Origin of the sequence: Kaistia sp. 32K (genome assembly GCF_016629525.1) — a bacterium.
Taxonomy (GTDB): Bacteria; Pseudomonadota; Alphaproteobacteria; order Rhizobiales; family Kaistiaceae; genus Kaistia.
Genome location: NZ_AP024269.1, coordinates 1,822,276 through 1,848,143 on the forward strand (window position 1 = coordinate 1,822,276; position 25,868 = coordinate 1,848,143).

At 67.0% G+C, this 25,868-nt stretch carries 22 protein-coding genes; 10 read left to right on the forward strand and 12 right to left on the reverse strand.

From position 1 onward, the window contains the following. Positions 1–109: 109 nt before the first annotated feature. The 4 genes from K32_RS08165 to K32_RS08180 form a co-directional block, all read right to left on the reverse strand. Positions 110–1,252, reverse strand: coding sequence for a hypothetical protein (locus K32_RS08165; RefSeq protein WP_201403538.1), 1,143 nt, complete (start codon positions 1,250–1,252; stop codon positions 110–112). 207 nt (positions 1,253–1,459) lie between these two features. After that, on the reverse strand, positions 1,460–1,621 hold the full coding sequence (locus K32_RS08170) for a hypothetical protein (protein WP_201403539.1): 162 nt from the start codon (positions 1,619–1,621) through the stop codon (positions 1,460–1,462). Between the two features lie 167 nt (positions 1,622–1,788). Further along, a complete protein-coding gene (locus K32_RS08175) occupies positions 1,789–1,956 on the reverse strand; it encodes a hypothetical protein (protein WP_201403540.1) in 168 nt (55 codons plus the stop codon). A gap of 103 nt (positions 1,957–2,059) precedes the next feature. Further along, positions 2,060–2,758 (reverse strand): pentapeptide repeat-containing protein, encoded by a 699-nt coding sequence (locus tag K32_RS08180; protein WP_201403541.1) that lies wholly within the window; start codon positions 2,756–2,758, stop codon positions 2,060–2,062. A gap of 259 nt (positions 2,759–3,017) precedes the next feature. Between K32_RS08180 and K32_RS08185 the strand changes: the two genes are divergently transcribed. The 3 genes from K32_RS08185 to K32_RS08195 are packed head-to-tail and all read left to right on the forward strand — an operon-like array spanning position 3,018 to position 6,210. Beyond that, entirely contained in the window at positions 3,018–3,332 is a 315-nt protein-coding gene (locus K32_RS08185; protein ID WP_201403542.1) for an NIPSNAP family protein, read from the forward strand. 12 nt (positions 3,333–3,344) lie between these two features. After that, positions 3,345–5,192 carry a TRAP transporter large permease subunit gene (locus K32_RS08190; RefSeq protein ID WP_201403543.1) on the forward strand — a complete coding sequence of 616 codons (1,848 nt, stop codon included), beginning with the start codon at positions 3,345–3,347 and terminating at the stop codon, positions 5,190–5,192. 13 nt (positions 5,193–5,205) lie between these two features. Next, a complete protein-coding gene (locus tag K32_RS08195; protein ID WP_201403544.1) occupies positions 5,206–6,210 on the forward strand; it encodes a TRAP transporter substrate-binding protein in 1,005 nt (334 codons plus the stop codon). Positions 6,211–6,402: 192 nt separating this feature from the next. On the opposite strand, the gene K32_RS08200 is transcribed toward K32_RS08195, so the two are convergent. Continuing rightward, complete coding sequence (locus K32_RS08200; RefSeq protein WP_201403545.1) at positions 6,403–7,008, reverse strand: TetR/AcrR family transcriptional regulator; 606 nt, start codon at positions 7,006–7,008, stop codon at positions 6,403–6,405. Between the two features lie 108 nt (positions 7,009–7,116). Between K32_RS08200 and K32_RS08205 the strand changes: the two genes are divergently transcribed. After that, positions 7,117–7,524: a VOC family protein gene (locus K32_RS08205; RefSeq protein WP_201403546.1), complete on the forward strand. Its 408-nt coding sequence runs from the start codon at positions 7,117–7,119 to the stop codon at positions 7,522–7,524. 4 nt (positions 7,525–7,528) lie between these two features. Here K32_RS08205 and K32_RS08210 read toward each other — a convergent pair whose 3' ends face one another. After that, positions 7,529–7,966: an RES family NAD+ phosphorylase gene (locus K32_RS08210; RefSeq protein ID WP_244669903.1), complete on the reverse strand. Its 438-nt coding sequence runs from the start codon at positions 7,964–7,966 to the stop codon at positions 7,529–7,531. Between the two features lie 25 nt (positions 7,967–7,991). Continuing rightward, positions 7,992–8,420 (reverse strand): antitoxin Xre/MbcA/ParS toxin-binding domain-containing protein, encoded by a 429-nt coding sequence (locus tag K32_RS08215; protein WP_201403548.1) that lies wholly within the window; start codon positions 8,418–8,420, stop codon positions 7,992–7,994. 271 nt (positions 8,421–8,691) lie between these two features. On the opposite strand from K32_RS08215, the gene K32_RS08220 reads away from it, so the two are divergent. Together K32_RS08220 and K32_RS08225 are read left to right on the forward strand one after the other, a co-directional pair. Next, complete coding sequence (locus tag K32_RS08220) at positions 8,692–9,171, forward strand: porin (protein ID WP_201403549.1); 480 nt, start codon at positions 8,692–8,694, stop codon at positions 9,169–9,171. Positions 9,172–9,184: 13 nt separating this feature from the next. Next, positions 9,185–9,661 carry a porin gene (locus tag K32_RS08225; RefSeq protein WP_201403550.1) on the forward strand — a complete coding sequence of 159 codons (477 nt, stop codon included), beginning with the start codon at positions 9,185–9,187 and terminating at the stop codon, positions 9,659–9,661. Positions 9,662–9,862: 201 nt separating this feature from the next. Here K32_RS08225 and K32_RS08230 read toward each other — a convergent pair whose 3' ends face one another. From K32_RS08230 to K32_RS08245, 4 genes are all read right to left on the reverse strand, one after another. Further along, positions 9,863–10,150, reverse strand: coding sequence for a GIY-YIG nuclease family protein (locus K32_RS08230; protein WP_201403551.1), 288 nt, complete (start codon positions 10,148–10,150; stop codon positions 9,863–9,865). 561 nt (positions 10,151–10,711) lie between these two features. After that, complete coding sequence (locus K32_RS08235; RefSeq protein WP_201403552.1) at positions 10,712–14,407, reverse strand: vitamin B12-dependent ribonucleotide reductase; 3,696 nt, start codon at positions 14,405–14,407, stop codon at positions 10,712–10,714. Between the two features lie 1,256 nt (positions 14,408–15,663). Then, complete coding sequence (locus tag K32_RS08240) at positions 15,664–16,068, reverse strand: NADH:ubiquinone oxidoreductase subunit NDUFA12 (RefSeq protein ID WP_201403553.1); 405 nt, start codon at positions 16,066–16,068, stop codon at positions 15,664–15,666. A gap of 104 nt (positions 16,069–16,172) precedes the next feature. Beyond that, a complete protein-coding gene (locus K32_RS08245; RefSeq protein WP_201403554.1) occupies positions 16,173–16,649 on the reverse strand; it encodes a MarR family winged helix-turn-helix transcriptional regulator in 477 nt (158 codons plus the stop codon). Positions 16,650–16,861: 212 nt separating this feature from the next. On the opposite strand from K32_RS08245, the gene K32_RS08250 reads away from it, so the two are divergent. Next, positions 16,862–17,290, forward strand: coding sequence for an organic hydroperoxide resistance protein (locus K32_RS08250; protein ID WP_201403555.1), 429 nt, complete (start codon positions 16,862–16,864; stop codon positions 17,288–17,290). Positions 17,291–17,382: 92 nt separating this feature from the next. Here K32_RS08250 and K32_RS08255 read toward each other — a convergent pair whose 3' ends face one another. Further along, complete coding sequence (locus tag K32_RS08255) at positions 17,383–20,289, reverse strand: ribonuclease E/G (protein ID WP_201403556.1); 2,907 nt, start codon at positions 20,287–20,289, stop codon at positions 17,383–17,385. A gap of 799 nt (positions 20,290–21,088) precedes the next feature. Between K32_RS08255 and K32_RS08260 the strand changes: the two genes are divergently transcribed. The 3 genes from K32_RS08260 to K32_RS08270 all read left to right on the forward strand — a co-directional run bounded on the left by K32_RS08260 (position 21,089) and on the right by K32_RS08270 (position 25,785). Next, positions 21,089–22,462, forward strand: a complete 1,374-nt coding sequence (locus tag K32_RS08260) for an N-acetylmuramoyl-L-alanine amidase (RefSeq protein ID WP_244669904.1) — start codon at positions 21,089–21,091, stop codon at positions 22,460–22,462. Positions 22,463–22,785: 323 nt separating this feature from the next. Continuing rightward, complete coding sequence (locus K32_RS08265) at positions 22,786–25,230, forward strand: penicillin-binding protein 1A (RefSeq protein WP_201403557.1); 2,445 nt, start codon at positions 22,786–22,788, stop codon at positions 25,228–25,230. A gap of 57 nt (positions 25,231–25,287) precedes the next feature. After that, a complete protein-coding gene (locus K32_RS08270; RefSeq protein ID WP_244669905.1) occupies positions 25,288–25,785 on the forward strand; it encodes a GNAT family N-acetyltransferase in 498 nt (165 codons plus the stop codon). Positions 25,786–25,868 lie beyond the last annotated feature (83 nt).

Here is a 25,868-nt window from a genome sequence, read left to right on the forward strand (position 1 = left end):
AGGGGAAAGAAAAAACCGGGCGGTCTGCACCGCCCGGGATCCATTCATCGCGTTTCGGGCGCGGGGCCCGCGACGCGCAAGAGAGGCGGTAACCTCAGAGGCGGTAACCTCAGTTGTTGGCCTTGATGTCGACGGCCAGCACGTCCGGCAGCGTCTGCGGCGCGGTCGAGGCGGCGCCGAAGATCTGCATGACCGGAACCGGGTTGCCCGGGGCGGCCGTGATCGTCAGCGACTTCGGATCCTTCAGGAAGGCGGTCGCGGCGGTGGCGATGCGGTCCTGGAAGTTCTGGTTGCCGACGACGGAGAGCAGCAGGGGCAGGGCGCCGCTGATCTGGTCGACGAACTGGTCCGGCGTCGCGCCCATGGCCTTCGCCTGCATGTCGATGACGCGCTGGACGATGCCGGCATTGTCGAAGCGGATCGTCGCGGCGTCGACGGTGGCGGTCGCGGCGAGCTCCGACAGCTTGTCCGGATCCTGCAGCTTCTCGCGCGGCAGGCCGCCGAAGGTGCCGGTGATGGCGAGCTTGCCGACATCCTTGCCGTCGAAGCTGATCGACTTGAAGGTGAAGGTCTTGTTGGAGCCGTCATAGCTGCCGTCGACGGCGACGTCGAAGTTCAGCTTGTCGTAGCCGAGCTGCTCGACCCAGTCCTTGGTCTGCTCGTCCGACTTCAGCACGTCGCCGGGCACGTTGACACCGTTGACGTGGAGCTGGCCGTCGTTCGGCGCGCCCTCGATGACGTTGCCGAGCGCGACGTTGAAGCTGTCGACGGTGATCGGCGCCGGCGCCTCGGTCGACACGACGCTGATGGTCGAGATCTCGAGGTTCGAGAAGGGGGTGATCTTCGCCTTGGAGTTGATCTCGGTCGGCGCCGGGACGATCGCGTCCTTGGCGAGGCCCTTGGTCCAGTTGATCGTCGTTTCCTTGTCGACGATCTTGCCCGAATCGAAGCCGATGCTGGCCGCCGTGAAGCCGCCGGCGGTGCGCTCGATCGGGCTCTCGATGACGAGCAGCGGGATCGTCACGTCGCCGCCATGCTTGGCCTTGATCACCACGTTGCTCAACGTGACGTTGTCGCCGTCCGCCTTGGCGGCATCGAACGTGACCTTGGCCTCGTCCCGGGTCTGGGCCGCGGCGACGAAGGCGTCTGCGATCTTCTGGGCATCGGGGGCAGCGAAGGCCGCCGTCGACAGCATCAGCGCCGAAGCCAGCGTGAGGCTGCGCACCGCGAAGCCGGAAACCGTCAGGTTCATTATGTCCTCCAAGGAACGAATCGGAAGGGCCCGGGTGTGTGCCCGGGCCATGACTGGTGGGCATTCTGGACGGAGTTCATGGCGAGAGCAAGAACCGGCCCGATGGCTGTGACGGAGTTCACCCGCGTCGAATGGGCCGCTTGCACGCGCGCGAAACTTCTCGCCCCGCGCGCACTCCGTTGGTTGCGGCAATCCGGCCCGCTGGTCTCAGCGGTGATTGGAGGAACAGGCATTGATGTCCTGCGTGCCGCCGGAGCCGCAGGCATTGACCGGCTCCATGGCGCGGATGGCCGGCGAATTCGGATCGGTGGTGCAACCGCTGAGCCCGAGGAGGGTGCAGAGGACGAGAAGGACGGAGAATTGGGGCATGATGACTCAAAGGTGGGGGCAGATGCCAGTTAGATAGGGCGTCCGGCGCGCGTAAACAGCCGGGCGAGAACGGGATCCTTTCCGCGCGCTGTCGCTCGCGGAAGGGATCCCGTGCTGCCGGGTATCGTGGCTGCTATCGGCGCGGGAGAGACGTCTCTTCCGCGATACTAGCGACCGCGGCCGCTCGGGCAATCCTCGGCGTTGGCCGAGCCGCCGGGTCCGCAGGCGTTGACGGGGTTCATGGCCTCGATGCCCGGGGCATTCGGATTGCTGGTGCATCCGGTGAGGGGCACGAGGCTGGAGCCGATGGCAAGGGCGAGAAGCAGTGCACGCATGGGTACTCTCCTCCGCGGCGATGTTGCCGCAGCGTCAATATAGCGCCCGGCGGCCGGGTGACCAGAGACCTGTTCAACCCAAGGATGGCGCTGAGGGTACGCCTCAGAGCACGATGAGCCCGATTCCCTTCAGGAGCTCGCTCGCCTGCGCCTTCGAGATGATGGCCCGGCGGAACAGCGCGGCGTCGGCGAGCGTGATGTCGCCGAGATCGCAGCCGCGCAGGTCGGCGCTCTCGAACTTGGCCGCCTTCAGATTGGCGGAGCGGAGCGACGAATCGACGAAGATCGCATGGCGGAAATCGGAGCCGGCGAGATCGGCATCGGCGAAGTCGACCCCGTCGATCGTCTCCTTGCGGAAGGAGATGTTGCGCAGCATCGCGCCGTTCAAGCGGGAGCGGCGGAACGAGATGCCCAGCGTCGCCGCGCCCTGAAAGTCGCCGCCCGTCAGCTTGCAGTCCTCGAAGCTCGCCTGGGACAGCCGCGCGCCGGCGAAGTCGGCATTGCTGAAATTCGAGTGGCTGAATTGCGCTTCGGAGAGATCCGCGCCGGCGAGCTTCGTCTTGAGGCTGCGCGTGCCCGTCCAGCGCGAGCGCGAGGCGTCGACGCCGCGAAGATCAGAGCCGCTGACGTCGCAATGCTCGAAGACGGCCTCGGACAGATTGAGCCCGGTCATGTCGCAGTCCGTCAGCCGGCAATTGACGAAGCGCGCGCCGGCAAGCTGCGTCGTTCCGTCGAGAAACTTCGACAGCCGGACTTCCGCGACGACGAGTTCTTCGAACAGGCGCGGCTGGGATTTGCGCATCGAATCGAGCCCTCCCGGAGGCTGTCATTTTACCGTCACGTGCGGCGCGGCGCCATGCGGGGCGGTTTTTTCCAATCGCGGCGCGCGCGGGAGAATATCCTTGCCATGCTGGACAATGCGGTCGCCAAGCCCGCCATTTTCGCCTAAGCCGGGGCGATCGAATGGAGGCGGCCAGGCGGTTTCCCCAAGCCGATCAGGATGTTCCGGCTAGATCCTGCGAGCCGACGCGGGAGAACGGGACGCGCGGACGGAGCAGGCGATGATTGTCGACGAGCGGACCTATGCCATCCACCCGGCCCATGTCCGGGAATACCTCGATCTCTATGTGCGCGAAGGAATGGAACTGCAGATCCACCATCTCGGCCATCTGATCGGCTGGTTCACCACCGATGTCGGCACGGTCAACGAGGTGGTGCATATGTGGGGCTTCGAGGGGCTGGGCGAGCGCGAGCGTCGCCGCGCCGCCATGGAAGCCGATCCCGAATGGCAGAAGTTCCGCGCCCGCACCTCCGGCTTCGTCCAGAGCATGCGCAGCCGCATCCTACGGCCGACGGCCTTCTCGCCGTTGCGCTAGGAACGGGCAGCCTTGTCGTCGAGCGAAACCCTGGTGACGCGCGAGGCCTTCGGGGCGGTCGTCGCCGGCCGTCTGCTGCGCTGGCTCGAGGGGCTCCTCGGCCTCGTCTGCGCCGGGCTGCTCGCGGCGTTGCTCGGCGTGGTGATCACGGCGGTGGCGCTGCGCTACGGTTTCGGCGGCGGCTTTGCCGGCTCCGACGAGCTGGCGATCTGGCTGCATGTCGCGCTGATCGCCTTCGGCGCGCCGCTCGCCATCAACAGCGCGCTCGCCATGCGGCTCGACGTCTTCACGCGGCTGCTGCCGGCCTGGGGGCAGCGAACCGCGGATATCCTCGCCGACGCCTTCGTCCTCGTCGGCGGACTGGTGCTGGTGTCCGGCGCCGCCGAGATCGCGGCGATGATCGGCGGCGTCTCGCCGATGCTCGATCTGCCGGAATGGATCCGCTTCGCGCTGCTCGGCGGTGGCGGGGCGCTCGTGCTGCTGGCGGTGTTCCTGCAGCGGATCGCCGCCGGGAGAAGCCTCCAGCTCCTTGCCTCGCTGGCGATCGCCGTCGTCGTCTATGCCGGCGCCGGCAAACTCGAGATCGCGACATCACTGCCGCCGAGCCTCGCGCTCGGGCTGATCGCGCTGGTCGGGCTCGTCGTCTCGGCGCCGCTGCCCTACGCCTTCCTTGCCGCCGCCTATCTTGCCATTCCCTTCGGCAGCACCATGCCGGAGCCCGCCATGGTCGGCTCCGTCGTCTCGGGCCTGTCGAAGTTCCTGCTGCTCGCGATTCCGTTCTTCCTGCTGGCGGGCGGCCTGCTCACCGCCTCCGGCGTCGCCGGCCAGCTGGTCCGCTTCGCCGCAGCCTTGGTCGGTCACAAGCGGGCGGGCCTCGCGCAGACGACGCTGCTCACCAGCGTGCTGTTCTCCGGCGCCTCCGGCTCGTCCGTCGCCAACGCCGCCTTCGGCGCCAGCACCTTCCAGCCCGAGCTGGTCAAGCGCGGCTATCCGCCGGCGCAGGCCGGCGCGATCATCGCCTCGACCTCGGTGCTCGACAACGTCATCCCGCCGTCGATCGCCTTCCTGATCCTCGCCGCCGCGACCAATCTTTCCGTCGGCAAGCTGCTGGTCGGCGGCTTCGTCGCCGGCGCGGTGATGGCGGTGTCGCTCGCCGTCGCCATCCATTGGACGGTGCGGGGCGGCGCCACGGCGATGCCAGCGTCTCGCTCGGAAAAGTGGCGTGCGGCGGTGGCGGCGATCCCCGCCTTCGGCCTCGGCTTCATCGTCGTCGCCGGCATCCGCCTCGGCATCGTGACGACGACCGAGGCGGCGGCGCTCGCCGCGCTCTATACGCTGGGCCTCGGCCTGTTCGGGCGACTGCGCGCCGCCAGCCTCTACGACGCCTTCCGCCAGGCCGGCACCGAGGCTTCCGCCATCGGCCTCCTGATCGGCACGGCGGCGCCCTTCGCCTTCCTGCTCGCCGTCGACGACATCTCCGGCCTGGTGGCGAGCCTCGCCGGCGCCTTCGGCAACAGCGCCGTCGCCGTCATGTTGCTCAGCAATGTCATCCTGCTCGTCGTCGGCCTCGTCCTCGATATCGGCGCGGCGATCCTGCTGTTCGGGCCGCTGCTGCTGCCGCTCGCGGTCGCCGCCGGTATCGATCCCATCCATTTCGGCGTCATCGTCGTCGTCAATCTGATGATCGGCGGCCTGACGCCGCCGGTCGGCATGCTGGTCTATGTCGTCAGCGGCGTCACGCGCCTGCCGGCGGCGTCGCTGTTCCGCGCCATCCTGCCCTATCTCGCCGCGCTGATAGTCTCGCTCGCCATTCTCTCGGCCGGCGCCGTCGTCGCCAGCGCCCTCGCTGCTCCCCGCTAGGAAAGAGCCCGCCATGTCCGTCTTCAGCCGCCGCCAGTTCCTCCGATCCGCAACGCTCGCCGGCACAGCGGCGCTCGCGGCGCCCGCGCTGATCGGCCGGGCCGAGGCGGCGGTGCGGACGCTGACCGTCGCGTCGCTGCTCGGCCCCGACAAGCCGGAGACGATGATCTGGCAGAACATCCGCGATCGCGTCGAGGCGGAGCTTCCCGGCGCCTTCCGCTTCAACATCGTCCAGAACGCGGCGCTCGGCGGCGAGAAGGAGGTGGCCGAGGGCCTCCGGCTCGGCTCGATCCAGGCCTCGCTCTCGACCGTTTCGGCGCTTTCCGGCTGGGTGCCGGAGGCGCAGATCCTCGACCTGCCGTTCATTTTTCGCGACGGCAACCATCTGAACCGCGTGCTCGACGGCGATCTCGGCGCCGAACTGAAGCAGAAATTCGCCGCGCAGCAGTTCATCGTCGCCGACTACATCAACTATGGCGCCCGCCATCTGCTGGCCAAGGAGGCGATCACCGTTCCCGAGCAGCTCGCCGGCAAGCGCATCCGCGTCCTGCAAAGCCCGCTGCATACCGCGCTCTGGTCGGCGCTCGGCGCCAATCCGGCGGCGATCCCGATCCCCGAGACCTACAATGCGCTGGCGACGGGCGTCGTCGACGCCATGGACCTGACCAAATCCGCCTATGCCGGCTTCAAGCTCTACGAGGTCGTGCCCTGGCTGACCGAGACCGGCCACATCTGGGCCTCCGGCGTCGTGATGTTTGCGGCGCCCTTCTGGAACGGCCTCAGCGATCCCGAGAAGGAAGTCTTCCAGCAGGCGGCGCAGGCGGGCGCCGCCTATTTCGACGCGCTGATCGTCGCCGACGAGGGCGCCTCGATCGAGCTGGCGCTGGAGAATGGCGGCCATGTCATCCAGCCGGAGGACCGCCCGGCCTGGGAAGCCGGCGCCCATCCGGTCTGGCAGCAATTCGCCGACAAGGTCGGCGGCATGGACAAGATCGAGGCAATCCGCGCGGCGGACTGAGTTCGGGCGGGAGGAGGGGGATGCTTCATTTTACCTCTCCCATAGGGAGAGGTCGGAGCGAAGCTCCGGGTGAGGGGTTAGGGAACCATCCGGATAGGGCTCAACCCCTCACCCGCCGGCCTTTGGCCGTCGACCTCTCCCTCTGGGAGAGGTGAAATCAGGGCGTTCTCAAACCAGGAGCCGTCTCCCGCCCTAGGACCCGGCGAGCCGCCGGGCGCGCAGCCCCGCCAGCACTTGCTCGACGATGGCGCCAAGTTCCCCGGCGCTGGCGCCGTCGCGCGCCTGCACGGAAAGGCCCTGCATCACGGCGATGAGATAGCGGGCGAGCGCCGGCGCTTCCGCCTCGCCGGCCCAGGGCGCGAGCGCGCGGACGATCGCCTCGCGATAGCGATCGCGCCGCTCCGCCACGATGCGCGCCACGTCCTCGTGCTCGGGATTGGCGAAGATCATGCCGGTCGAGATCATGCAGCCGAGCTCGCCGGCCGGATGGGTGACGGCGGCTACGCTCGCCTCCAGAAGCTGCCGGACGGCGTCCTCCAGCGTCTCCGCCTCGCCGGCCTCTGGCAGGCCGACCGTCGACAGCGCCTCGTAGCGGCCTAGCGCCTCCGCATAGAGTTTGGCCTTGCTGCCGAAGGCGGCGTAGAGGCTGGGCGGCGCGATGCCGAGCGCGCGCGTCAGCTCTCCGATCGACACGCCCTCATAGCCATGCCGCCAGAACAGCCGCATGGCGATGTCGAGCGCGCCATCGCGATCGAAGCTGCGCGGACGCCCGCCGCGTGATTTTTCCCGAAGTTCCATAGCGACCACTAAATATCCCTTGACCCCTCCCGTCAAGTTCAGGTTTTTTTAGGGATCACTAAGAATCACTCAGGCTCCCGCCGTGATGTCGAAAATCAGGAAAATCCCATGATCCTAAAGACCTATGCCCGCGTCTTCACCAACGATGCCGAGAGCGCGCTGGCGACGTTCCAGGCGTTGCACGGCGCCGAGCCGCATCTGAAGTTCCGCTTCGGCGAGTGGGATCTGATCGGCATCGGCGACACCTTCATCGTCGGCGGCACCGATGCGGCGCTGGCGCCGATCCGCGACAGCCACGGCCCGTGGATCGTTCGGGATCTCGACGAGGCGCAGCGCCGGCTGGAGCAGGCGGGCGCCACGATCACGCAGCCTGCTGCCGCGTCGCCGACCGGGCGCTTCCTCTATGCGCGCCACGCTGACGGTGCGCTTGTCGAATATGTCGAGTGGACGCCCGAGCTGGTGGAAAAATTCATCCGCGCGCCACAGCGCGAGGGCCGGCTGTCGTCGCAATTGTAACGCGTCAGGGCTGCCAGAGCCGGGCGTCGAAGCGGAACGGCCGCTGGCTTTCCACCCTCAGCCCCGCCGCGTCGGGATGGGCGGGGTTGATCAGGAGGTTCGAACTCTCCGGCACGATGAAGGAGGGCACGCGCAGGATCGGCGTCCGCGCCTCGGCGAGCCAGGCGTCGCCCGTCGCCTGCGGGGCCTCAGGCAGCGTATCGACCGTCTCGACCGCGAGGCCGTCGACCGCGATGCCGGTCAGGACATAATCGTCCGGCAGCAGGTCGGGCGTCAGGTCGAGATGGACGCGGACCTCAAGCACGGCGAGTGCCGCCGTCTCGGCCGCATAGATCAGCGTCCGTCCCGGCGAATTCCAGCGCCCGCCATAGAGCCGCGCCCCGGTGCCGGAGAGATCGGCATACGGTGCCCGGCTGATGCGCCAGGCGATCAAGCGCGCCACGCCGGCAGGCGAGGGAAGCGGTCCATCACGCCGCGATGCCGTGGTTGATCCGGCCGAGTAAAGTCTCGACCTGCAGCGCGCCTTCCGATGTGTCGAGCAGCGACAGCGGCGTCTCGTCGTCGAGCGCCGTCGTCGGCCGGCGCAGCCATGAGGCCGCCTTCTCCTTCGAGCCGAATGTGTCTTCCGCCGCCGCGATGACGCGCGCGGCGCGCATCAGCCGGTCGGACTGGTCGGCGGTGAGCGTGCCGATCTTGCGGCGGTGCGACAGCGTTTTTCGTGGCAGGACGACGAGATCCAATTCGGCCAGCGTCATCCGCCCGCTGTCGAGCACATGCTCGACCGCCTGGACCGGCAAGCCATGCCGGACGGCCGCGATCAGGTCGCGCCCGCTGCGGATCGAAAGCCCGAGCGCGCTCTCGCCGCCGACGATGTCGAGCGCTTGCGTGTGAGCCATGGAAACCTCCGCGCTTCTGGCGATATGCCCATAAGATAGGGGCAGATCGCCGTCTCGGCAAGGAGAGGCCGCGGACCTACCTCGGCCGAACCATGGCGCGCCGATCGGCCTTGGGTGCGATCGGTTGCAAAGCTGCAACACGGTAAAGGAATGATGAACGGCAGCCTTATCGGATGGCAGGCGATCTTGTTGGAAAGGAAATTGCGGCGCTAGTCTCGCGCTGCGTAAGGCGGGGCCCGGCGGCGTCGCAGCGCTTCTGTAGGGGCACAACATGAAGATTTCGGCCATTGGCGCCGCGACGCTCGTCGCGGCGAGCGCTCTCGCTATGCCCGCGCCCGCCCGGGCCGCGATCGAATATGTCCGGGTCTGCAATTCGTTCGGCGTCGGCTACCAGTACATCCCGGGCACCGACACCTGCGTCAAGGTGGCGACCGGCGAGACAGCGAAGAACACCGAGAACGGGCCGGTCTTCGGCAAGACGGAGCTGGCCTCCCGCGTCGACCAGGCCTTCGACGCGATCAACGAGGCGAACGAGGGCGTGGCGGTGATGAGCTCGCTGCCGGTGCCGATCATCGAAAAGGACCACAATTTCGCGCTGGCCGGCAATTTCGCCCAGTTCGACAGCGACGGCGCCTTCGGCCTCGCCGGAGCGTTCCGCGTCAACAGCCATCTGACCTTCAACGGCGGCCTCGCGGTCGGCGCCGACCAGGGCAAGGTCGGCGGCCGCGTCGGCTTCAACCTCTCCTGGTAGGGCGGGCAGCAGCATGGCCATGCGGATCACGATCCTCGGCGCCGCCGTCCTCCTCGCTGTTGCGCCGGCCGCCGTTCGCGCCGCGCCGGTGGAATATGTGCGCGTCTGCAACACGTTCGGCCCCGGCTATCAATATATCCCGGGCACCGAGACCTGCGTCCGGGTCGACACCGGCGAGACCGCGCGCCAGACCGAGAACGGCCCGGTCTTCGGCCAGACGGACCTCGCCGAGCGGATCGACCAGGCCTTCGCCTCGGCCAAAGAGACCAGCCGCGCCGCCGCGGTGATCGGCGCGCTGCCGGTGCCGATCATCGAGCAGGGGCACAATTTCGCGCTCGCCGGCAATTTCGCCCAGTTCGAGAACGACGGTGCCTTCGGCCTCGCCGGCGCCTTCCGCATCAACAGCAACGTCACCTTCAACGGCGGCCTCGCCATCGGCGCCGACGAAGGCAAGGTCGGCGGAAGGATCGGGCTGAACGTATCGTGGTAGGGGGCGGGGCTTAGGCCCCGCCCGCGCTTTGCCGGAACCGCACGCTCCGTCGTCATCCCCGCGAAGGCGGGGATCCATGCAGCCGGGTTCTTCGTCGCGATCGACGCTCCGGCTGAATGGATCCCGGGTCAAGCCCGGGATGACGGCGAGGGTGGCATCGATGTTGGGCCTCCGCTGCGCCGCGCGGGATGATGGGGGGCGTCAGATCGCGATCTCCGGATAGAGGTCGCGCCAGTCGGGATTGTCCCGTTCGATTAGCCGGATCTTCCAGGCGCGGTTCCAACGCTTCAGCTGCTTCTCGCGCAGGATGGCGGCTTCCATACTGGAATGCGGCTCATAGTAGACGAGCGCCTTCACGCCGTAGTGCTTGCTGAAACCTTCGAAGGTTTCTTCCCGATGTTGCCAGATGCGCTGGGCAAGCGTGCTGGTGACGCCAACGTAGAGCGTCCCGTTATACCCGCTGGCAAGGATGTAAACACAGGGTTGCATCGCGCAATGATGCGCGCCCGTTTGTGAATTGTCAGCCCCGGCTTGCTGCGGCCCACCTCTGCACGTAGCTCCGTCGTCATCCCCGCGAAGGCGGGGATCCATGCAGCCGGGTTTTTGGTCGCGATCGACGCCTCGGCTGAATGGATCCCGGGTCTCCGCTGCGCTGCGCCCGGGATGACGGCGAGGGTGGTATCGACGGCAATGGCCAATCGTCAGCAGCATGCTCCGGCGTCATCCCCGCGAAGGCGGGGATCCATACAGCTGCGTTCTTGGTCGCGATCCACGCTTCGGCTGAATGGATCCCGGGTCTTCGCTGCGCTCCGCCCGGGATGACGGCGAGGGTGGCATCGACGGCGACGGCCAATCGTCAGCAGGATGCTCCGGCGTCATCCCCGCGAAGGCGGGGATCCATACAGCCGAAGCCTTAGTCGCGATCAACGTCACGAAGGACAGGATCGAACGGCTTCTCGTAAATGACAATGGCCGGCCGCCTCGTCGGCAGCCGGCCATTTATCCGCATTCCGGGCCCGGCTTTCGCCAGGCCCGGAGATATCTAATCCCTTAGCTGCACCCGCTCGTATTTCCACACGTGTCGCACTTCAGGCAGGTGCCGTTGCGGACCATGGTGAAGTTGCCGCATTCGGTGCAGCTTTCGCCCTCATAGCCCTTCATTCGCGCGATCGCGACCTGTTCGGCCGCCTTCGGCTTCGGCTGGGCCGTGGCCGGCTCGGCGTGGCCGACCGCGAGCTCCGCCTCGGTGGCGACGTCGCGCTTGAAGGCGGTGGCGGCCGCGCCGCCGACGCTTGTCGTGCGCAGCGCCGTCACGGTCGAGCCGGTGGCGGCGGGAGCGGTCGCTGCGCCCTTCGATTCACCGGCGCGGTCGACCAGCTTGAAGCGCTCGGTCTTGCCGCGGACGAGGCCGTGGCTGACCGGGGCAGGACGGCCGGTCGGCTGGTCGCCGCCGCCGAGCGTCGTGGCGTTGTTGTCGTCGGGGACGACATGCGCCAGGTCGTTGCGGCCGAGATAGGAGACGGCGAGCTCGCGGAACACGTAGTCGAGGATCGAGGTCGCGTTCTTGATCGCCTCGTTGCCGGTGACGAGGCCTGCCGGCTCGAAGCGGGTGAACACGAAGGCCTCGACATATTCTTCCAGCGGCACGCCGTATTGTAGGCCGAGGGAGATGGCGATGGCGAAGTTGTTCATCATCGCGCGGAAGGCGGCGCCTTCCTTGTGCATGTCGATGAAGATCTCGCCGAGGCGGCCGTCGCGGTATTCGCCGGTGTGCAGGTAGACCTTGTGGCCGCCGACATTCGCCTTCTGGGTATAGCCCGTGCGGCGATCCGGCATCTTCTCCCGCTTGCGGACTTCGCGCTCGATGATCCGCTCGACGATGCGCTCGGCGATCTGCTCCGCGCGCGCCGCCGGCGTCTTGGCGACCAGCGCCTCGACCGCGTCCTCGGCGTCGTCCTCGTCATCGGCGAGGAGCTGCGAGTTCAGCGGCTGCGACAGCTTGGAGCCGTCGCGATAGAGCGCGTTCGCCTTCAGCGCCAGCTTCCACGACAGCATGTAGGCGTTCTTCGCGTCCTCGACGGTCGCGTCGTTCGGCATGTTGATCGTCTTGGAGATGGCGCCCGAGATGAAGGGCTGCGCCGCCGCCATCATGCGGATGTGGCTCTCGACCGAGAGGTAACGCTTGCCGAGCTTGCCGCAGGGATTGGCGCAATCGAACACGGCGTAGTGCTCGGTCTTCAGGTGCGGGGCGCCCTCGAGCGTCATCGCGCCGCAGACATGCACGTTCGCCGCCTCGATGTCCTTCTTGGAGAAGCCGAGCGCCGGCAGGATCTCGAAGGCCGGGTCGTTCAGCTGCGCCTCGGTGAAGCCGAGGCCCTTCAGGAATTCCTCGCCGAGCGCCCACTTGTTGAAGACGAACTTGATGTCGAAGGCGGAGGCGAGGCTCGCCTCCAGCTTCTCCAGAACCTCGTCGGTGAAGCCCTTGGCCTTCAGCGTCGTGTGGTTGACGCCCGGCGCCTGGCGCAGCGAGGCGTGGCCGACGGCATAGGCCTCGATCTCGGCGATCTGGTGCTCGGCATAGCCGAGCGTCTGCAGCGCCTCGGGAACGGCGCGGTTGATGATCTTGAAGTAGCCGCCGCCGGCGAGCTTCTTGAACTTCACCAGCGCGAAGTCCGGCTCGATGCCGGTCGTGTCGCAGTCCATGACGAGGCCGATCGTGCCGGTCGGCGCGATCACGGTCGCCTGGGCGTTGCGGTAGCCATGCTGCTCGCCGAGCGCCAGCGCCTTGTCCCAGGCGGCCTTGGCATGCTCGCCGAGGCGGGCATCCCGAAGCGAGCCGTGGTCGAGCGGCACCGGCAGCACCGACAGGCCCTCATAGCCAGCGGTCTCGGCATGCGCCGCGCGGCGATGGTTGCGGATGACGCGCAGCATCGGCTCGCGGTTCTTGGCGAAGCCGGGGAAGGGGCCGAGCTCCTTGGCCATCTCGGCCGAGGTGGCATAGGCCGTGCCGGTCATGATCGCCGTCAGCGCGCCGCAGATGGCGCGGCCTTCGGCCGAGTCATAGGGAATGCCGGCGGTCATCAGCAGGCCGCCGATATTGGCGTAGCCGAGGCCGAGCGTGCGGAACTCGTAGGAGAGCTCGGCGATTTCCTTGGACGGGAACTGCGCCATCAGAACGGAGATTTCGAGCACGACGGTCCAGAGGCGGCAGGCATGCTCGTAGCGCTCGACGTCGAAGCTCTTGTCCTCGTTGCGGAACTGCAGAAGGTTCAGCGAGGCGAGGTTGCAGGCCGTGTCGTCGAGGAACATGTATTCCGAGCACGGATTGGACGCGTTGATGCGGCCGGATGCCGGGCTGGTGTGCCACTCGTTCATCGTCGTGTTGAAGTGCAAGCCCGGATCGGCGGAAGCCCAGGCGGCGTGGCCGATCTGCTCCCAGAGATCCCTTGCCTTCAGCGTCTTGGCGACCTTGCCGTCGGTGCGGCGGATCAGCTGCCAGTCCCCGTCATCCTCCACCGCGCGCAAGAAGTCGTCGGTGATCGAGACGGAGTTGTTGGAGTTCTGGCCGGAGACGGTGAGGTAGGCTTCCGAGTCCCAGTCGGTGTCGTAGACCGGGAATTCGATGTCGGTGTAGCCCTGCTTGGCGAACTGGATGACGCGCAGGATGTAGTTCTGCGGCACCAGCGCCTTCTTGGCGGCGCGGATCTCGCGCTTCAGGGCGGGGTTCTTGGCCGGGTCGTAGCAATCGTCGCCCGAGCCCTCGCAGTTCACGCAGGCCTTCATGATGGCCTTCAGGTGCTGCGCGTTGATCTTCGAGCCGGTGACGAGGGCGGCGACCTTCTGCTCCTCGTGCACCTTCCAGTTGATGTACTTCTCGATGTCGGGATGGTCGGCGTTGACGACCACCATCTTGGCGGCGCGGCGCGTCGTGCCGCCCGACTTGATGGCGCCGGCCGCACGGTCGCCGATCTTCAGGAAGCTCATCAGGCCGGACGACTTGCCGCCGCCGGAGAGCTTTTCACCTTCGCCGCGGAGCGCCGAGAAGTTGGAGCCGGTGCCGGAGCCGTACTTGAACAGGCGCGCCTCGCGGACCCACAGGTCCATGATGCCGCCCTCGTTCACCAGGTCGTCGGAGACGGACTGGATGAAGCAGGCATGCGGCTGCGGGTGCTCATAGGCGGTCTTCGACTTCACCAGCTTGCCGGTCTTGAAGTCGACGTAGAAATGGCCCTGGCTGGGGCCGTCGATGCCATAGGCCCAGTGCAGGCCGGTGTTGAACCACTGCGGGGAGTTCGGCGCCACCTTCTGGGTCGCCAGCATGAAGCGGTGCTCGTCGAAGAAGGCCTGGGCGTCTTCCTCGGTGTCGAAATAGCCGCCCTTCCAGCCCCAGTAGGTCCAGGTGCCGGCGAGACGGTCGAACACCTGGCGCGAATCGATCTCGCCGGTGAAGCGCTCCTTCTCGGGGAGGCTTGCCAGCGCCTTGTCGTCGGCGACCGAGCGCCAGAGGAATGACGGGACGTCGTTCTCCTCGACGCGCTTCAGCCGCGCCGGGACGCCGGCCTTGCGGAAATACTTCTGGGCGATGATGTCGCTGGCGACCTGGCTCCAGGTCGCGGGCACGGCGATGCCCTCGAGGCTGAAGACGATCGAGCCGTCGGGATTGCGGATCTCGCTCTTGGTCGTTCGGAACTCGATCCCGGCATAGGCTGACTGGCCTGCTGTGGTGTAGCGCCGTTCGATCCGCATCGTCTCAAGCCCCTTGCTTTTTGGTGGCGCGCTTCAAGCGCGTCCCGGCCGGCGCTATCGCGCCCGCTCTGTCCCTTGCCCAACGCCTTACACGCGGATGGGTTCTATCCATCCATCATCTTGTGCTCAAGATACGCTGAGACTCTAAATATAGTATTTACACACCCAAAAGTCAGGGGGTGCGCACTCACACCGCGGACACAATAAGGCGATCAAACGGGGAGGGAGTCTACCCTTCCGCCGCATGCTGATGCTGCCGACAATGTCCTGGAAAATCTGGGCCGAGCGACCCAGAGCGCATTCCAACTCTCAGCCGGAAGCTATTCCGAGTCCGACGAAACCGTCAAGGAATAGTGGTGCCCATTTCAAAGCCGGCTATATCTGGATTTGGGGTTGCAAATTCCGGCGGAGGTCGCGTAGCGCGGGGCCGAGCCCCAGGGAAATCGCGGGAGTTGCAAGGTTAACAAAGCCTTGCGTCGCGATGCCCCCGGATGCGACGGCGTTGTGACGATCCTGACGCAACGGAAATGATCCCCGCCTTATCCTCAATCTCCACAGATCCGGAGATTCGCCGCCCCTGTGGCGGCCCGGACCTTGCGAAACGCGAAACGGCGGAAAGTCGCCGTCCGGGGTCTGAACACGGTTGCAGGTTGTTTCGGACGGAGGCCGAATCGGGTCGGGGGGGCGTCGAGCGGTGGCGGGGCGGGCCAAGCCTCAGAGACCTCCAGTCCGGTCGACCGGCTCCACCATCATCCTGAGGTGCTTCGCGTGAGCGAAGCCTCGAAGGAGAATCCAGCGGGCACTCAAGAGCGTTTCCTGAACCCTCCTTCGAGGCCCGGCTTCGCCGGGCACCTCAGGATGATGGTCGAGCTTGCACTGCGGTCAGGGGGAGTGGCCTCGGCGATCGGCCGAGCGCCACGTGCCGACCTTTCCCGCAGGAGACCTTCGCGCAACACCGCCGCTATCGCGCGGATCGGATTTTGCAACCCTCCGCCGTCATCCCGGCGAAGGCCGGGATCCAGACACTCAGGCCTGTGGCAATAAGGCTGAGCTAAAGATTTCTTGGCCAGTGTTTATGGGCCCCGGCCTCCGCCGGGGCGACGGTGCCCTGCCCATAGGGCGTGGGTTGCATGGCGACCTTCGGTGTTCTGCGAAGGCCTCCTCAGGAGGAGCTGAGGCGGCGCCACCACCCCCCAAAACAAAAGAGCCCTCCGCGGGGAGGGCTCTCGAAATCAACCAAGGGGCCGACGATGCGCCTAGGGCGTCCAGGCCTCGTAGTCGCCGGTCGAGCGCGGACGCTGGTCGGCGCCGACGATCGAGCCCTTGGGGCGGTAGGCGGCGGCGGAGCCGGTGCCGTTCGGCTTGTGCGGTCGCTGCCAGTTGCGCGGCGTGTAGCTCTGCTGCGACGGCGGCGTCTCGACGCGGTGATGGATCCAGCCGTGCCAGCCGGTCGGGATCGTCGAGGCGTCGGCATAGCCGTTGTAGATGACCCAGCGCCGCTCGGCGAAGCCGCCGGCGGTGCGGTCGCGGTCCGGCGTGCGGTAATAGGTGTTGCCGAACTCGTCGGTGCCGACCTTCTCGCCCTTGCGGCGGGTGTACCAGCGCGTGCCCATGGTCTGGCCGTTCCACCAGGTGAACAGCTCGGTCAGGAACCAGCCCATTTGTGACCTCTTCTCGAAATCTCGTTGCCCTGCTTATGCCGCCGTGGCGCAGGCAAGTCAAAGGCTGGAATGGCTCGAAGGGGAGAATGCGCCCCGATTTGCGCTCATCCGTCGCGGCCTGCGTCGGCGCGTCCCTGCGCGGTCAGCGCGTCACGCAGCGCGGCGATGCTGTCGCGGAGCTCCAGCGCCTGCGTTTGCGTGATCCCGAGCCCGGATCCGAGCGACTTCGTCACCGCGCAGGCATCGCCCAGCAGCGAGCGTCCCTGGTCGGTGAGGGCGACCCGCACCTGCCGCTCGTCGGCGGTATCGCGGCGGCGGACCAGATGCCCTGCCGCCTCCAGACGCTTCAGGAGCGGCGTCAGCGTGTTCGATTCGAGGAAGATGCGCGCACCGATCTCGCCCACCGTCTGGTCGCCATGCTCGCGAAGCGTGAGGAGCACGAGATATTGCGGATAGGTGAGGCCGAGTTTGTCGAGCAGCGGACGATAGGCGCGGTTGAAGGCGCCATTGGCCGAATAGATCGCGAAGCAGAGCATGCGGTCGAGATCGAGCGCGGCTCCCGCCGCCGTGGTTTCTGCCATCACGCGCATCTCCCCTGAAAGGCCCTCTCGGCTCCCTAAACCCGCCAAGATAGATCGTGAGCGATTGAAGCGGAAGCGAGAAGGCTGCATGCCCGCCATGCGAAATTATGCATCGTCAGCGATTAGATCGTATGCGATTTAATTCATCGCCGCGACGCAAGCGGCCATGCATCGAAGCGCCAAAGCGCGCTGCCGCATCCAGGAGCCAGGACATGACTACACTCTATTCCACCGCCGCCACCTCCACCGGCGGCGGCCGCGACGGCCGCAGCACCAGCGCCGATGGCCGGCTCGACCTGCAGCTGAGCGTGCCGAAGCCGCTCGGCGGCAATGACGGTCCCGGCACCAATCCCGAGCAGCTTTTCGCCGCCGGCTATTCCGCCTGCTTCCTGAGCGCGCTGCGTTTCGTCGCCGGCAAGGAGAAGGTGGCGCTGCCGGAGGGCACCACGGTGACGGCGGAAGTCGGCATCGGCCCGCGCGCCGACGGCACCGGCTTCTCGCTCGACGTGGCGCTCGTCGTCGCGCTTCCGGGCTTCGACAAGGCCGCCGGCGAGGACCTCGTCGCCAAGGCGCATGTCGTCTGCCCCTATTCGGAAGCGACCCGCGCCAACCTCGCCGTCCGTCTCTCCGTCGCGGTCTGATTTCGACGGATCCAGGCCCCAAGGCCCCAGCCAAAAGAAAAGGCCCGGCAGATGCCGGGCCTTTTCCGTTTTTCGTTCCGATATCGCCGTTCTTAGAAGAACGACCGGCGCTGCCACCAGCCGCCGCGCTTCGGACGATCGTCCTCCGGCTGCGGCTCGGCTTCGGCCTTCGGCGCCGGCTCGGCCTGCGCCGCCACCGGCTCGACCGCCTCGGGAGCGACGATCTCGCGAGCCGCCTCTTCCGCGCTGGCTTCCTCGGCGGCGATCGTATCCTCGGTGATCACCGTGAAGCTCGGGCGCTCCTCGGCCGGGGCATCGTCCTCGTTGTCGCCGATCTCCGGCATTTCGAGTTCCGGCTCGTCGCGGATCTCGTCCAGGAAGGGCTCGTTCATGTCGCCGATGTCGGCGACCGGGATGTCGGCCGCAATCAGCCGTTCGCCGGCGTCTTCCGGCTCGACGTCGCGAATGCCCTGGTCCTCGACCTCGACATAGCCCTCGGAGAGGACTTCGCCGGTCTCGTCGAGCTCCAGCGTCTGGCCCTCTTCCGAACCTTCGCCCTCAGCGCCTTCGCCCTCGGCGCCACGACGGCCGCGACGGCCACCGCGACGGCCGCGACGACGGCGACGGCGCGGCTCGCCGTTTTCGTCATGGTCCTGGCCTTCGCCATCCGCCTCGGCGGCATCATCGGATGCGGGCTCGCCAGCGACGTCGGCGTCACCCGCCTCGGAGGCTTCGGCGCCTTCGCCGTCCTCATCCTCGTCGCCATGCTCGCCGGATGCGGCGTCCTGGCCGGCTGCGCCAGCCTCGCCACCCCGCCGCCGCCGACGACGACGGCGCTTGCGGCGGCCGCCTTCATCGGCGCGAGCCGCTTCGGTCGAGCTGTCGCCAGCGGCTTCCGTCTCGGCCTCGGCCTCATCGGCAACGGCCTCGTCCTCGATCTCCTCGTCTTCCGGATAGATCGTATCGGGATGGACGATGGGCGAGGGGGCCGCGACCAGCGGCGCGTCGCGCGGCGCGACCGGCTCGCCGCGCTCGAGCATGTAATGCTGGGCGGAGTTGACGGTCTCGTCGGCGAGAACGGTGATGGCGATGCCGAAGCGCGCCTCGATCTCGGCCAGGTGGTTGCGCTTCTGGTTGAGGATGTAGAGCGCGACGACGGTCTTGGTGCGGATCGTCAGATTATGCGTGGCGCTCTTGAGCAGGTTGTCCTCGAGCGAACGCAGGACATGCAGCGCCACCGAAGCCGGCGCGCGGACATAGCCGGTGCCGTGGCAGTGCGGGCAGGTCTCGACCGAGCTCTCGACGACGCCGGTGCGCAGACGCTGGCGCGACATTTCGAGAAGGCCGAAATGCGAGATCCGGCCGACCTGGATACGGGCGCGGTCGTTCTTCAGCGCGTCCTTGAGCTTGCGCTCGACCGCCCGGTTGTTGCGCTTCTCCTCCATGTCGATGAAGTCGACGACGATCAGGCCGGCGAGATCGCGCAGGCGGAGCTGGCGCGCCACCTCTTCGGCGGCCTCCAGGTTGGTCTGGTAGGCGGTGTCCTCGATATTGTGTTCGCGCGTCGACCGGCCCGAGTTCACGTCGATCGCGACGAGCGCCTCGGTCTGGTTGATGACGATGTAGCCGCCGGACTTCAGCGTCACCTGCGGCGAGAACATCGCGTCGAGCTGCGCCTCGATGCCGGTGCGGGCGAAGATCGGCTGGCTCTCGCGGTAGGGCTGGACGTTCTTGGCATGGCTCGGCATGAGCATGCGCATGAAGTCCTTGGCCTCGCGATAGCCGTCGTCGCCGGCGACGAGAACCTCGTCGATGTCCTTGTTGTAGAGATCGCGGATCGACCGCTTGATCAGGCTGCCTTCCTCATAGACGAGGGTCGGGGCGGCCGAGCGCAGCGTCAGCTCGCGGACGTTCTCCCAGAGACGCAGCAGATATTCGAAGTCGCGCTTCACCTCGGCCTTGGTGCGGGTCGCACCGGCGGTCCGAAGGATGACGCCCATGCCCTCCGGCACCTCCAGATCGGCGGCGACTTCCTTGAGACGCTTGCGATCGGCGGTGTTGGTGATCTTGCGGGAAATGCCGCCGCCACGCGCCGTGTTCGGCATCAGCACCGAATAGCGGCCGGCGAGCGACAGATAGGTGGTGAGAGCCGCGCCCTTGTTGCCGCGCTCTTCCTTGACGACCTGGACCAGCAGCACCTGGCGGCGCTTGATCACTTCCTGGATCTTGTACTGGCGCGCGCGGGCGCGGCGCCGCTCGGGCAGCTCCTCGAGCGCGTCCTCGGCGCCGACGGTGTCGACGGCGTCTTCTTCATGTTCCTCGTCGCCGCCGATTTCCTCGACGCTGTGGTCGGAGGGAGGCGCGTCGAGCTCGGAATGGTGGTCGTCGTGATGGTCGTCCGACGCGGAAACCTCGGCCGGCGCGTTGTCCTCGCCGTGCGGCGCGTCCTGGTCGTCCTCGGCGTGACGATCGTCATGATGGTCGTCGCCGTGGCCGGCGTCATCATGGTGCTCGGCGCGGGCGCCGGTGTCGTCGCCATTCGCCTCGTCGTGGTTGGTCTCTTCGCCGTGAGCCTCGTCGCCATGGGCGTCGTCCGACTGGACCTCGCCGGTGCGCGCCTCGTCGGCGGCCTTGGCGGCGGCCGAACGATTGCTGCCGCGGCGGCGGCCGTTCCTGGCCTTGGCGGCGGCGCGCTCTTCAGCCTCGCGCTCTTCCTGCTCCTCGGCCTCGATCAGGGCCTGACGGTCGGCGACCGGGATCTGATAGTAGTCGGGATGGATTTCCGAGAAGGCGAGGAAGCCATGGCGATTGCCGCCATATTCGACGAAGGCCGCCTGCAGCGAAGGTTCGACGCGGGTGACCTTGGCTAGATAGATGTTGCCGCGCAGCTGCTTCCGGCTCGCGGATTCGAAGTCGAATTCCTCGACCCGATTGCCGCGCACCACCACGACCCGGGTCTCCTCCGGGTGGGTGGCATCGATGAGCATCTTGTTTGCCATATTGGGAACTCTCCATGGCCCGTCCGCGCAAATCTCCGGCCGGCGCCATGCGCCGATGCCGTGTTGGTCGCGAGCGGACCGTGATGGGGGAAAAGTGAACGTGCGCGCGCCTGCGCCAGCACCGTCGACGCCCCGCGACCGGCGATGGCCGGTTCAAGGTTGGCGTGACGGTCGGGGGTCGGCAAAAACATGGGTACGCGCTTTGAGCCTCTTGAAGAATATACCGCCGGAGCAAGCCCCGCCGGGAACTCGACCGTCGGCGCTTGCGCACCGCTCGGTCGCCGGACGGCAGGTTCCCGCATCGTGCGCTCTGAATATCAGGAGAGCTGCACGCGCCGGATCCCTGTCCCCATCCTCTGGCCGTGCACCGAAACGACCGGGACGTGCCTGGTTCGCGTGGGCTGGAAAGCCAGCCGATCGATCCGCAGCGTCCCCTCCGTGTCAGGCCGATCACGCCACGTAAGGCGGCAAACCAGCCGGAGGATGAATTCCGTGATCTCCTTTTATGGAAGGCGGCGATTCTTGGCAAGGATATTGGGGCGCGCGCGCCGGAACGGGCAGGGCGGCGAGCGATCCTTTCGGACGGAACGGGTGTGGATAGGCTAAGCTTGTACGCACTCTGGTTATCGGCTCTTAACCATTGCGGCCTAATCGTCTAAACAGCCGGATATCGGGGCAAGGTGGGGCTGGCACCGGACGACACGAGCAGATGCAGGCAGACAAACGCGTGACCGCCGATCAAAAGGGTTGGCGAAACAGCAGGCGAGGGGCCGGACGGCTTGTCGCCGCGAGTATCCTTTTGCTGTCATCCACGCTGTTGTCAGCCGCCCAGGCGCCCGATTCCGCGCGGCTCGCGCTCGGCGACGAGGCGGTCGCGCCTGACGCTACGGCTCCCGCTGTCACCGCTCCCGTCGACGTCCCGGCCATTCGCGGCAGCGCCGCGCAGGATCCGGCCGCTCCGGATGCCGCGACGGATACCACTCCATCTTCGGTGGCCCCGGTCGCCTCCGGGCCGGTCGTGGCGCGCGAGGCGCGCGTCGTCGGCGATGGATCGCGCACCCGCTTCGTCATGGATCTCTCGGGCCCGGCAGCGCTTTCCGTCTTCATGCTCGACGAGCCCTACCGCGTCGTCGTCGACCTGCCCGAGACGCATTTCGAGCTTCCCGCCGATACGGGCAAGACCGGCAAGGGGCTGGTCTCCGCCTTCCGCTACGGCCTGATCTCGGCCGGCAAGTCGCGCATCGTTCTCGATGCCACCGGCCCGGTCGCCATCGACAAGGCCTTCGTCCTGCCGGCGGAGAAAGGGCAGCCGGCGCGCGTCGTCGTCGATCTCGTCAAGAGCACGCGCACCGCCTTCCTGGAGACGCTGCGTGTCTCGCGCGACCGCGACGGCAAGGGCCCGGCCCAGAAGCCGGAGGCGATCCCCGGTCCCGCGCCGAACGACGGCAAGCTGCGCATCGTGCTCGATCCCGGCCATGGCGGCATCGATTCGGGCGCCATCGGCAGGTCGGGCACGCTGGAGAAGACCGTCGTGCTCGCCTTCGCGCAGGTCTTGAAGGAGAAGCTCGAGGCGAACGACCGCTACGAGATCATCCTGACCCGCACCGACGACACCTTCCTGCCGCTGCGCGGCCGGGTACAGTTCGCGCGGCAGAAGCACGCCGACCTGTTCGTCTCGATCCACGCGGATTCGTTCTCCGGCGGCGATATTCGCGGCGCCACCGTCTACACGCTTTCGGAGCGCGCCTCCGACCAGATGGCGGCCCAGATCGCGGAATCGGAAAACAAGTCCGACATCCTCGCCGGCGTCGACGTGCCGGAGGATACCAACGAGGTGTCCGACATCCTGATCGACTTGGCGCGGCGCGAGACCAAGAATTTCGCCACCGTTTTCGCGCGCAACGTGATCAAGGAACTGAAGCCCAACGTGCGGCTGTTCAAGCGCGCGCACCAGCAGGCCGGCTTCATGGTTCTGAAGGCGCCCGACGTTCCGTCTGCCTTGGTAGAACTCGGCTATCTCTCGAACGCGGAAGATGAAAAGCTGCTGACTTCGCCCGAATGGCGCGAGAAAACGGCCGTCGCCATCACCCGCGCCATCGACGCGTTTTTTCGCACACGGGTTGCAAACATGGCCGCCTCGGTCCCGGTGACGCCGGAGGTCGGGGAGCCGTGATGGGGCTGTTGCCTGAACATCACGCGCCGCCGCGGCCTTTGCTTATCGGCCCCAGCGCCCAAGTTTCTCCACAAATCGGCTGGAAGAACGGACCCATTGGGTCTATCGAGGCCAAACGAACCAGTAGTTCGCCGGCGGTCAACGGGCGGTTGAGTCCGTGGTTGCCAGGCGATGGTCGCGCGATGAGCGCGATCGGTGTCGTTAGACATTCAGGACCCGCTAGGCGACGGATGCCGAACGGATCAACCCATTTCGAACCGGGGTTCGTCTCGTCGGCTTGAGCTTGTCGCCGGCAAGGCGATCCAGCGGGGAACGCGAGCGATATGTTTCTGCGACTGATCGGTTATTTATTCGGGATTGGCGCCGTGTTTTTCTTGGCTGTTGCTGCAGGTGTGGCTTGGTACGTGTCCGGCTTGACGGGCGGTCTGCCTTCGGTCGAAGTCCTGGCCAAATATGAACCGCCGGTCATGACGCGCATCCACGCGTCGGACGGCCAGCTCGTCGGCGAATACGCCCGCGAGCGCCGGCTCTATCTGCCGATCCAGGCGATCCCGGATCGGGTCAAGGCCGCGTTCATCTCGGCCGAGGACAAGAATTTCTACCAGCATGCCGGCCTCGATTATTACGGCATCGCCCGCGCCGCGCTGCAGAACATCTCCGCCCTGTCGTCGGACAAGCGCCTGATCGGCGCCTCGACCATCACCCAGCAGGTCGCCAAGAACTTCCTGCTGACGAACGAACGCTCGATGGATCGCAAGATCAAGGAAGCGATCCTGTCGCTCCGCATTGAGCAGGCGAACTCGAAGGACAAGATCCTCGAGCTCTACCTGAACGAGATCTTCCTCGGCCTCGGCTCTTATGGCGTCGCCGCCGCGTCGCTGTCCTATTTCGACAAGTCGGTGCACGAGCTCACCCTCGCCGAGGCCGCCTATCTCGCGGCGCTGCCGAAGGGCCCGAACAACTACAATCCGTTCCGCTACGCCGACCGCGCCATCGAGCGCCGCAACTGGGTCATCGACCGCATGGTCGAGAACGGTTTCGCCACCGCCGACGAGGGCGAGGCGGCCAAGGCTTCGCCGCTCGGCGTCAAGACGCGCGTCACCAGCCCGCACATCTTCGCGGCCGACTACTATGTCGAGGAAGTGCGCCGCCAGCTGATGCAGATGTATGGCGAGAAGGCGCTCTATGACGGCGGCCTGTCGGTGCGCACCTCGCTCGACCCGGGCATGCAGGTCATGGCCCGCCAGGCGCTGATGAACGGCCTGGTCAGCTTCGACGAGCAGCATGGCTGGCGCGGCCCGGTCAAGAACGTGCCGATCGAGGGCGATTGGGGCGTCGCCGTCGCCTCGGTGCCGGCGCTCAGCGACATCATCGAATGGCGCCTCGCCATCGTCACCGCCGTCGACAAGGACGAGGCGAAGATCGGCCTGCAGCCCGGCCGCGACGGATCCGGCAAGCTGCTGCCCGACCGCGAGACCGGCGTTATCCCGTTCTCCGAGATGAAGTGGGCGAAGCCGGCCGGCAAGAAGCTGAGCGGCGCCAGCGACGCGCTCGAAGTCGGCGACGTCGTCTATGTCGAGCCCGCCGACGGCAAGCCCGGCGCCTATCGCCTGCACCAGGTGCCGAGCATCGCCGGCGCCATGGTCGTGATGGACCCGCATACCGGCCGCGTGCTGGCGATGGACGGCGGCTTCTCCTATGCGGAGAGCCAGTTCAACCGCGCCACCCAGGCGATGCGCCAGCCGGGTTCGTCGTTCAAGCCCTTCGTCTACGCCGCCGCCCTCGACAATGGCTACACGCCGTCGTCGGTGGTCATGGACGCGCCGATCGAGGTCGATCCCGGTTACGGCCAGCCGATCTGGCGTCCGGAGAACTACGCCCAGAAGTTCTATGGTCCGTCGACGCTGCGTACCGGCATCGAGCAGTCGCGTAACGTCATGACCGTGCGGCTCGCGCAGGACATGGGCATGCCGCTCGTTGCCGAATATGCCAAGCGCTTCGGCGTCTACGACAAGCTCGGCCCGTTCCTGCCGAACGCGCTCGGCGCCTCGGAGACGACGGTGCTGCGCATGGTCGCCGGCTATTCGGTGTTCGCGAATGGCGGCCGCCAGGTGAAGCCGACGCTGATCGACCGTATCCAGGACCGCTTCGGCAAGACCATCTTCAAGCATGAGGAGCGGGTCTGCGAGACGTGCGACGCCGAGCAGTGGACGCACCAGGACGAGCCGGTCATCGAGGACAATCGCGAGCAGGTGCTCGACCCGATGACCGCCTACCAGATCACGTCGATGCTGGAAGGCGTCGTCCAGCGCGGTACGGCGACGGTGCTGAAGAGCGTCGGCAAGCCGCTCGCCGGCAAGACCGGCACCTCGAACGACTACAAGGACGCCTGGTTCATCGGCTATTCGCCTGATCTCGTCGTCGGCGTCTTCATCGGCTACGACAATCCGCGCCCGATGGGCCGCGGCATGACGGGCGGCGAGGTCGCGGCGCCGATCGCCGGCGACTTCTTCAAGCTCGCGCTCGCCGACAAGGCCGGCGTTCCGTTCCGCGTGCCGGATGGCCTGACGCTGATCCCGATCGACCGCAAGACGGGCATGCGCGCCAGCGCCGGCGCGCCGGGCACGATCCTCGAGGCGTTCAAGCCGGGAACGGGCCCGCCGGACACCTACTCGATCATCGGCCAGACCGATGCGAACGGGCAGCCGCTGACGGTGACGCCCGAAGCCGACCGGGCGGTGATCTCCGGCACCGGCGGATTGTACTGATCGAACGGGCCGCGGCGTTATCCGCGGCCCGACCGTTTTGCGGGACCTTCGAGACGAATGACGAGTTTCTGGCGGCCGATGCGGCCGGACGATCTGGCCGCGGTCGAGACGATCGCCGCGCGCGTGCACGAGGCCTATCCCGAGGACCCGGAAATCTTCGCCGAGCGGCTGCGGCTCTGGCCGGAGGGGTGCTGGGTCTATGAGCGGGATGGCGCGCTCATCGCCTATGTGCTGAGCCATCCGGCGCTCGCTTTCGCGCCGCCGTCGCTCAACACGCTGCTCGTCGCGCTGCCGGAGCGGCCTTCGACCTATTACATCCACGATCTCGCTCTGCTTCCCGAAACGCGCGGGCAGGGGGCGGGCTCTGAGGTCGTGCGCATCCTGCTCGAGGGCGCGCTCCGGGCGGGCTGCCCCGACGTCTCGCTGGTCGCCGTCAACGGCTCGACCGGCTTCTGGCGCCGCCACGGCTTCGAGCCAGTGGCGCACCCGGCGCTCACGGAAAAGCTCCGCAGCTACGACGATGACGCCAGCTATATGGTTCGAGCGCTGACCTGAGCATCAGGCTCCGCCGTCATCCCCGCGCAGGCGGGGATCCATGCATCCGAGGCACCGGGCGTTCCGCGCGCCAACCAACCCGG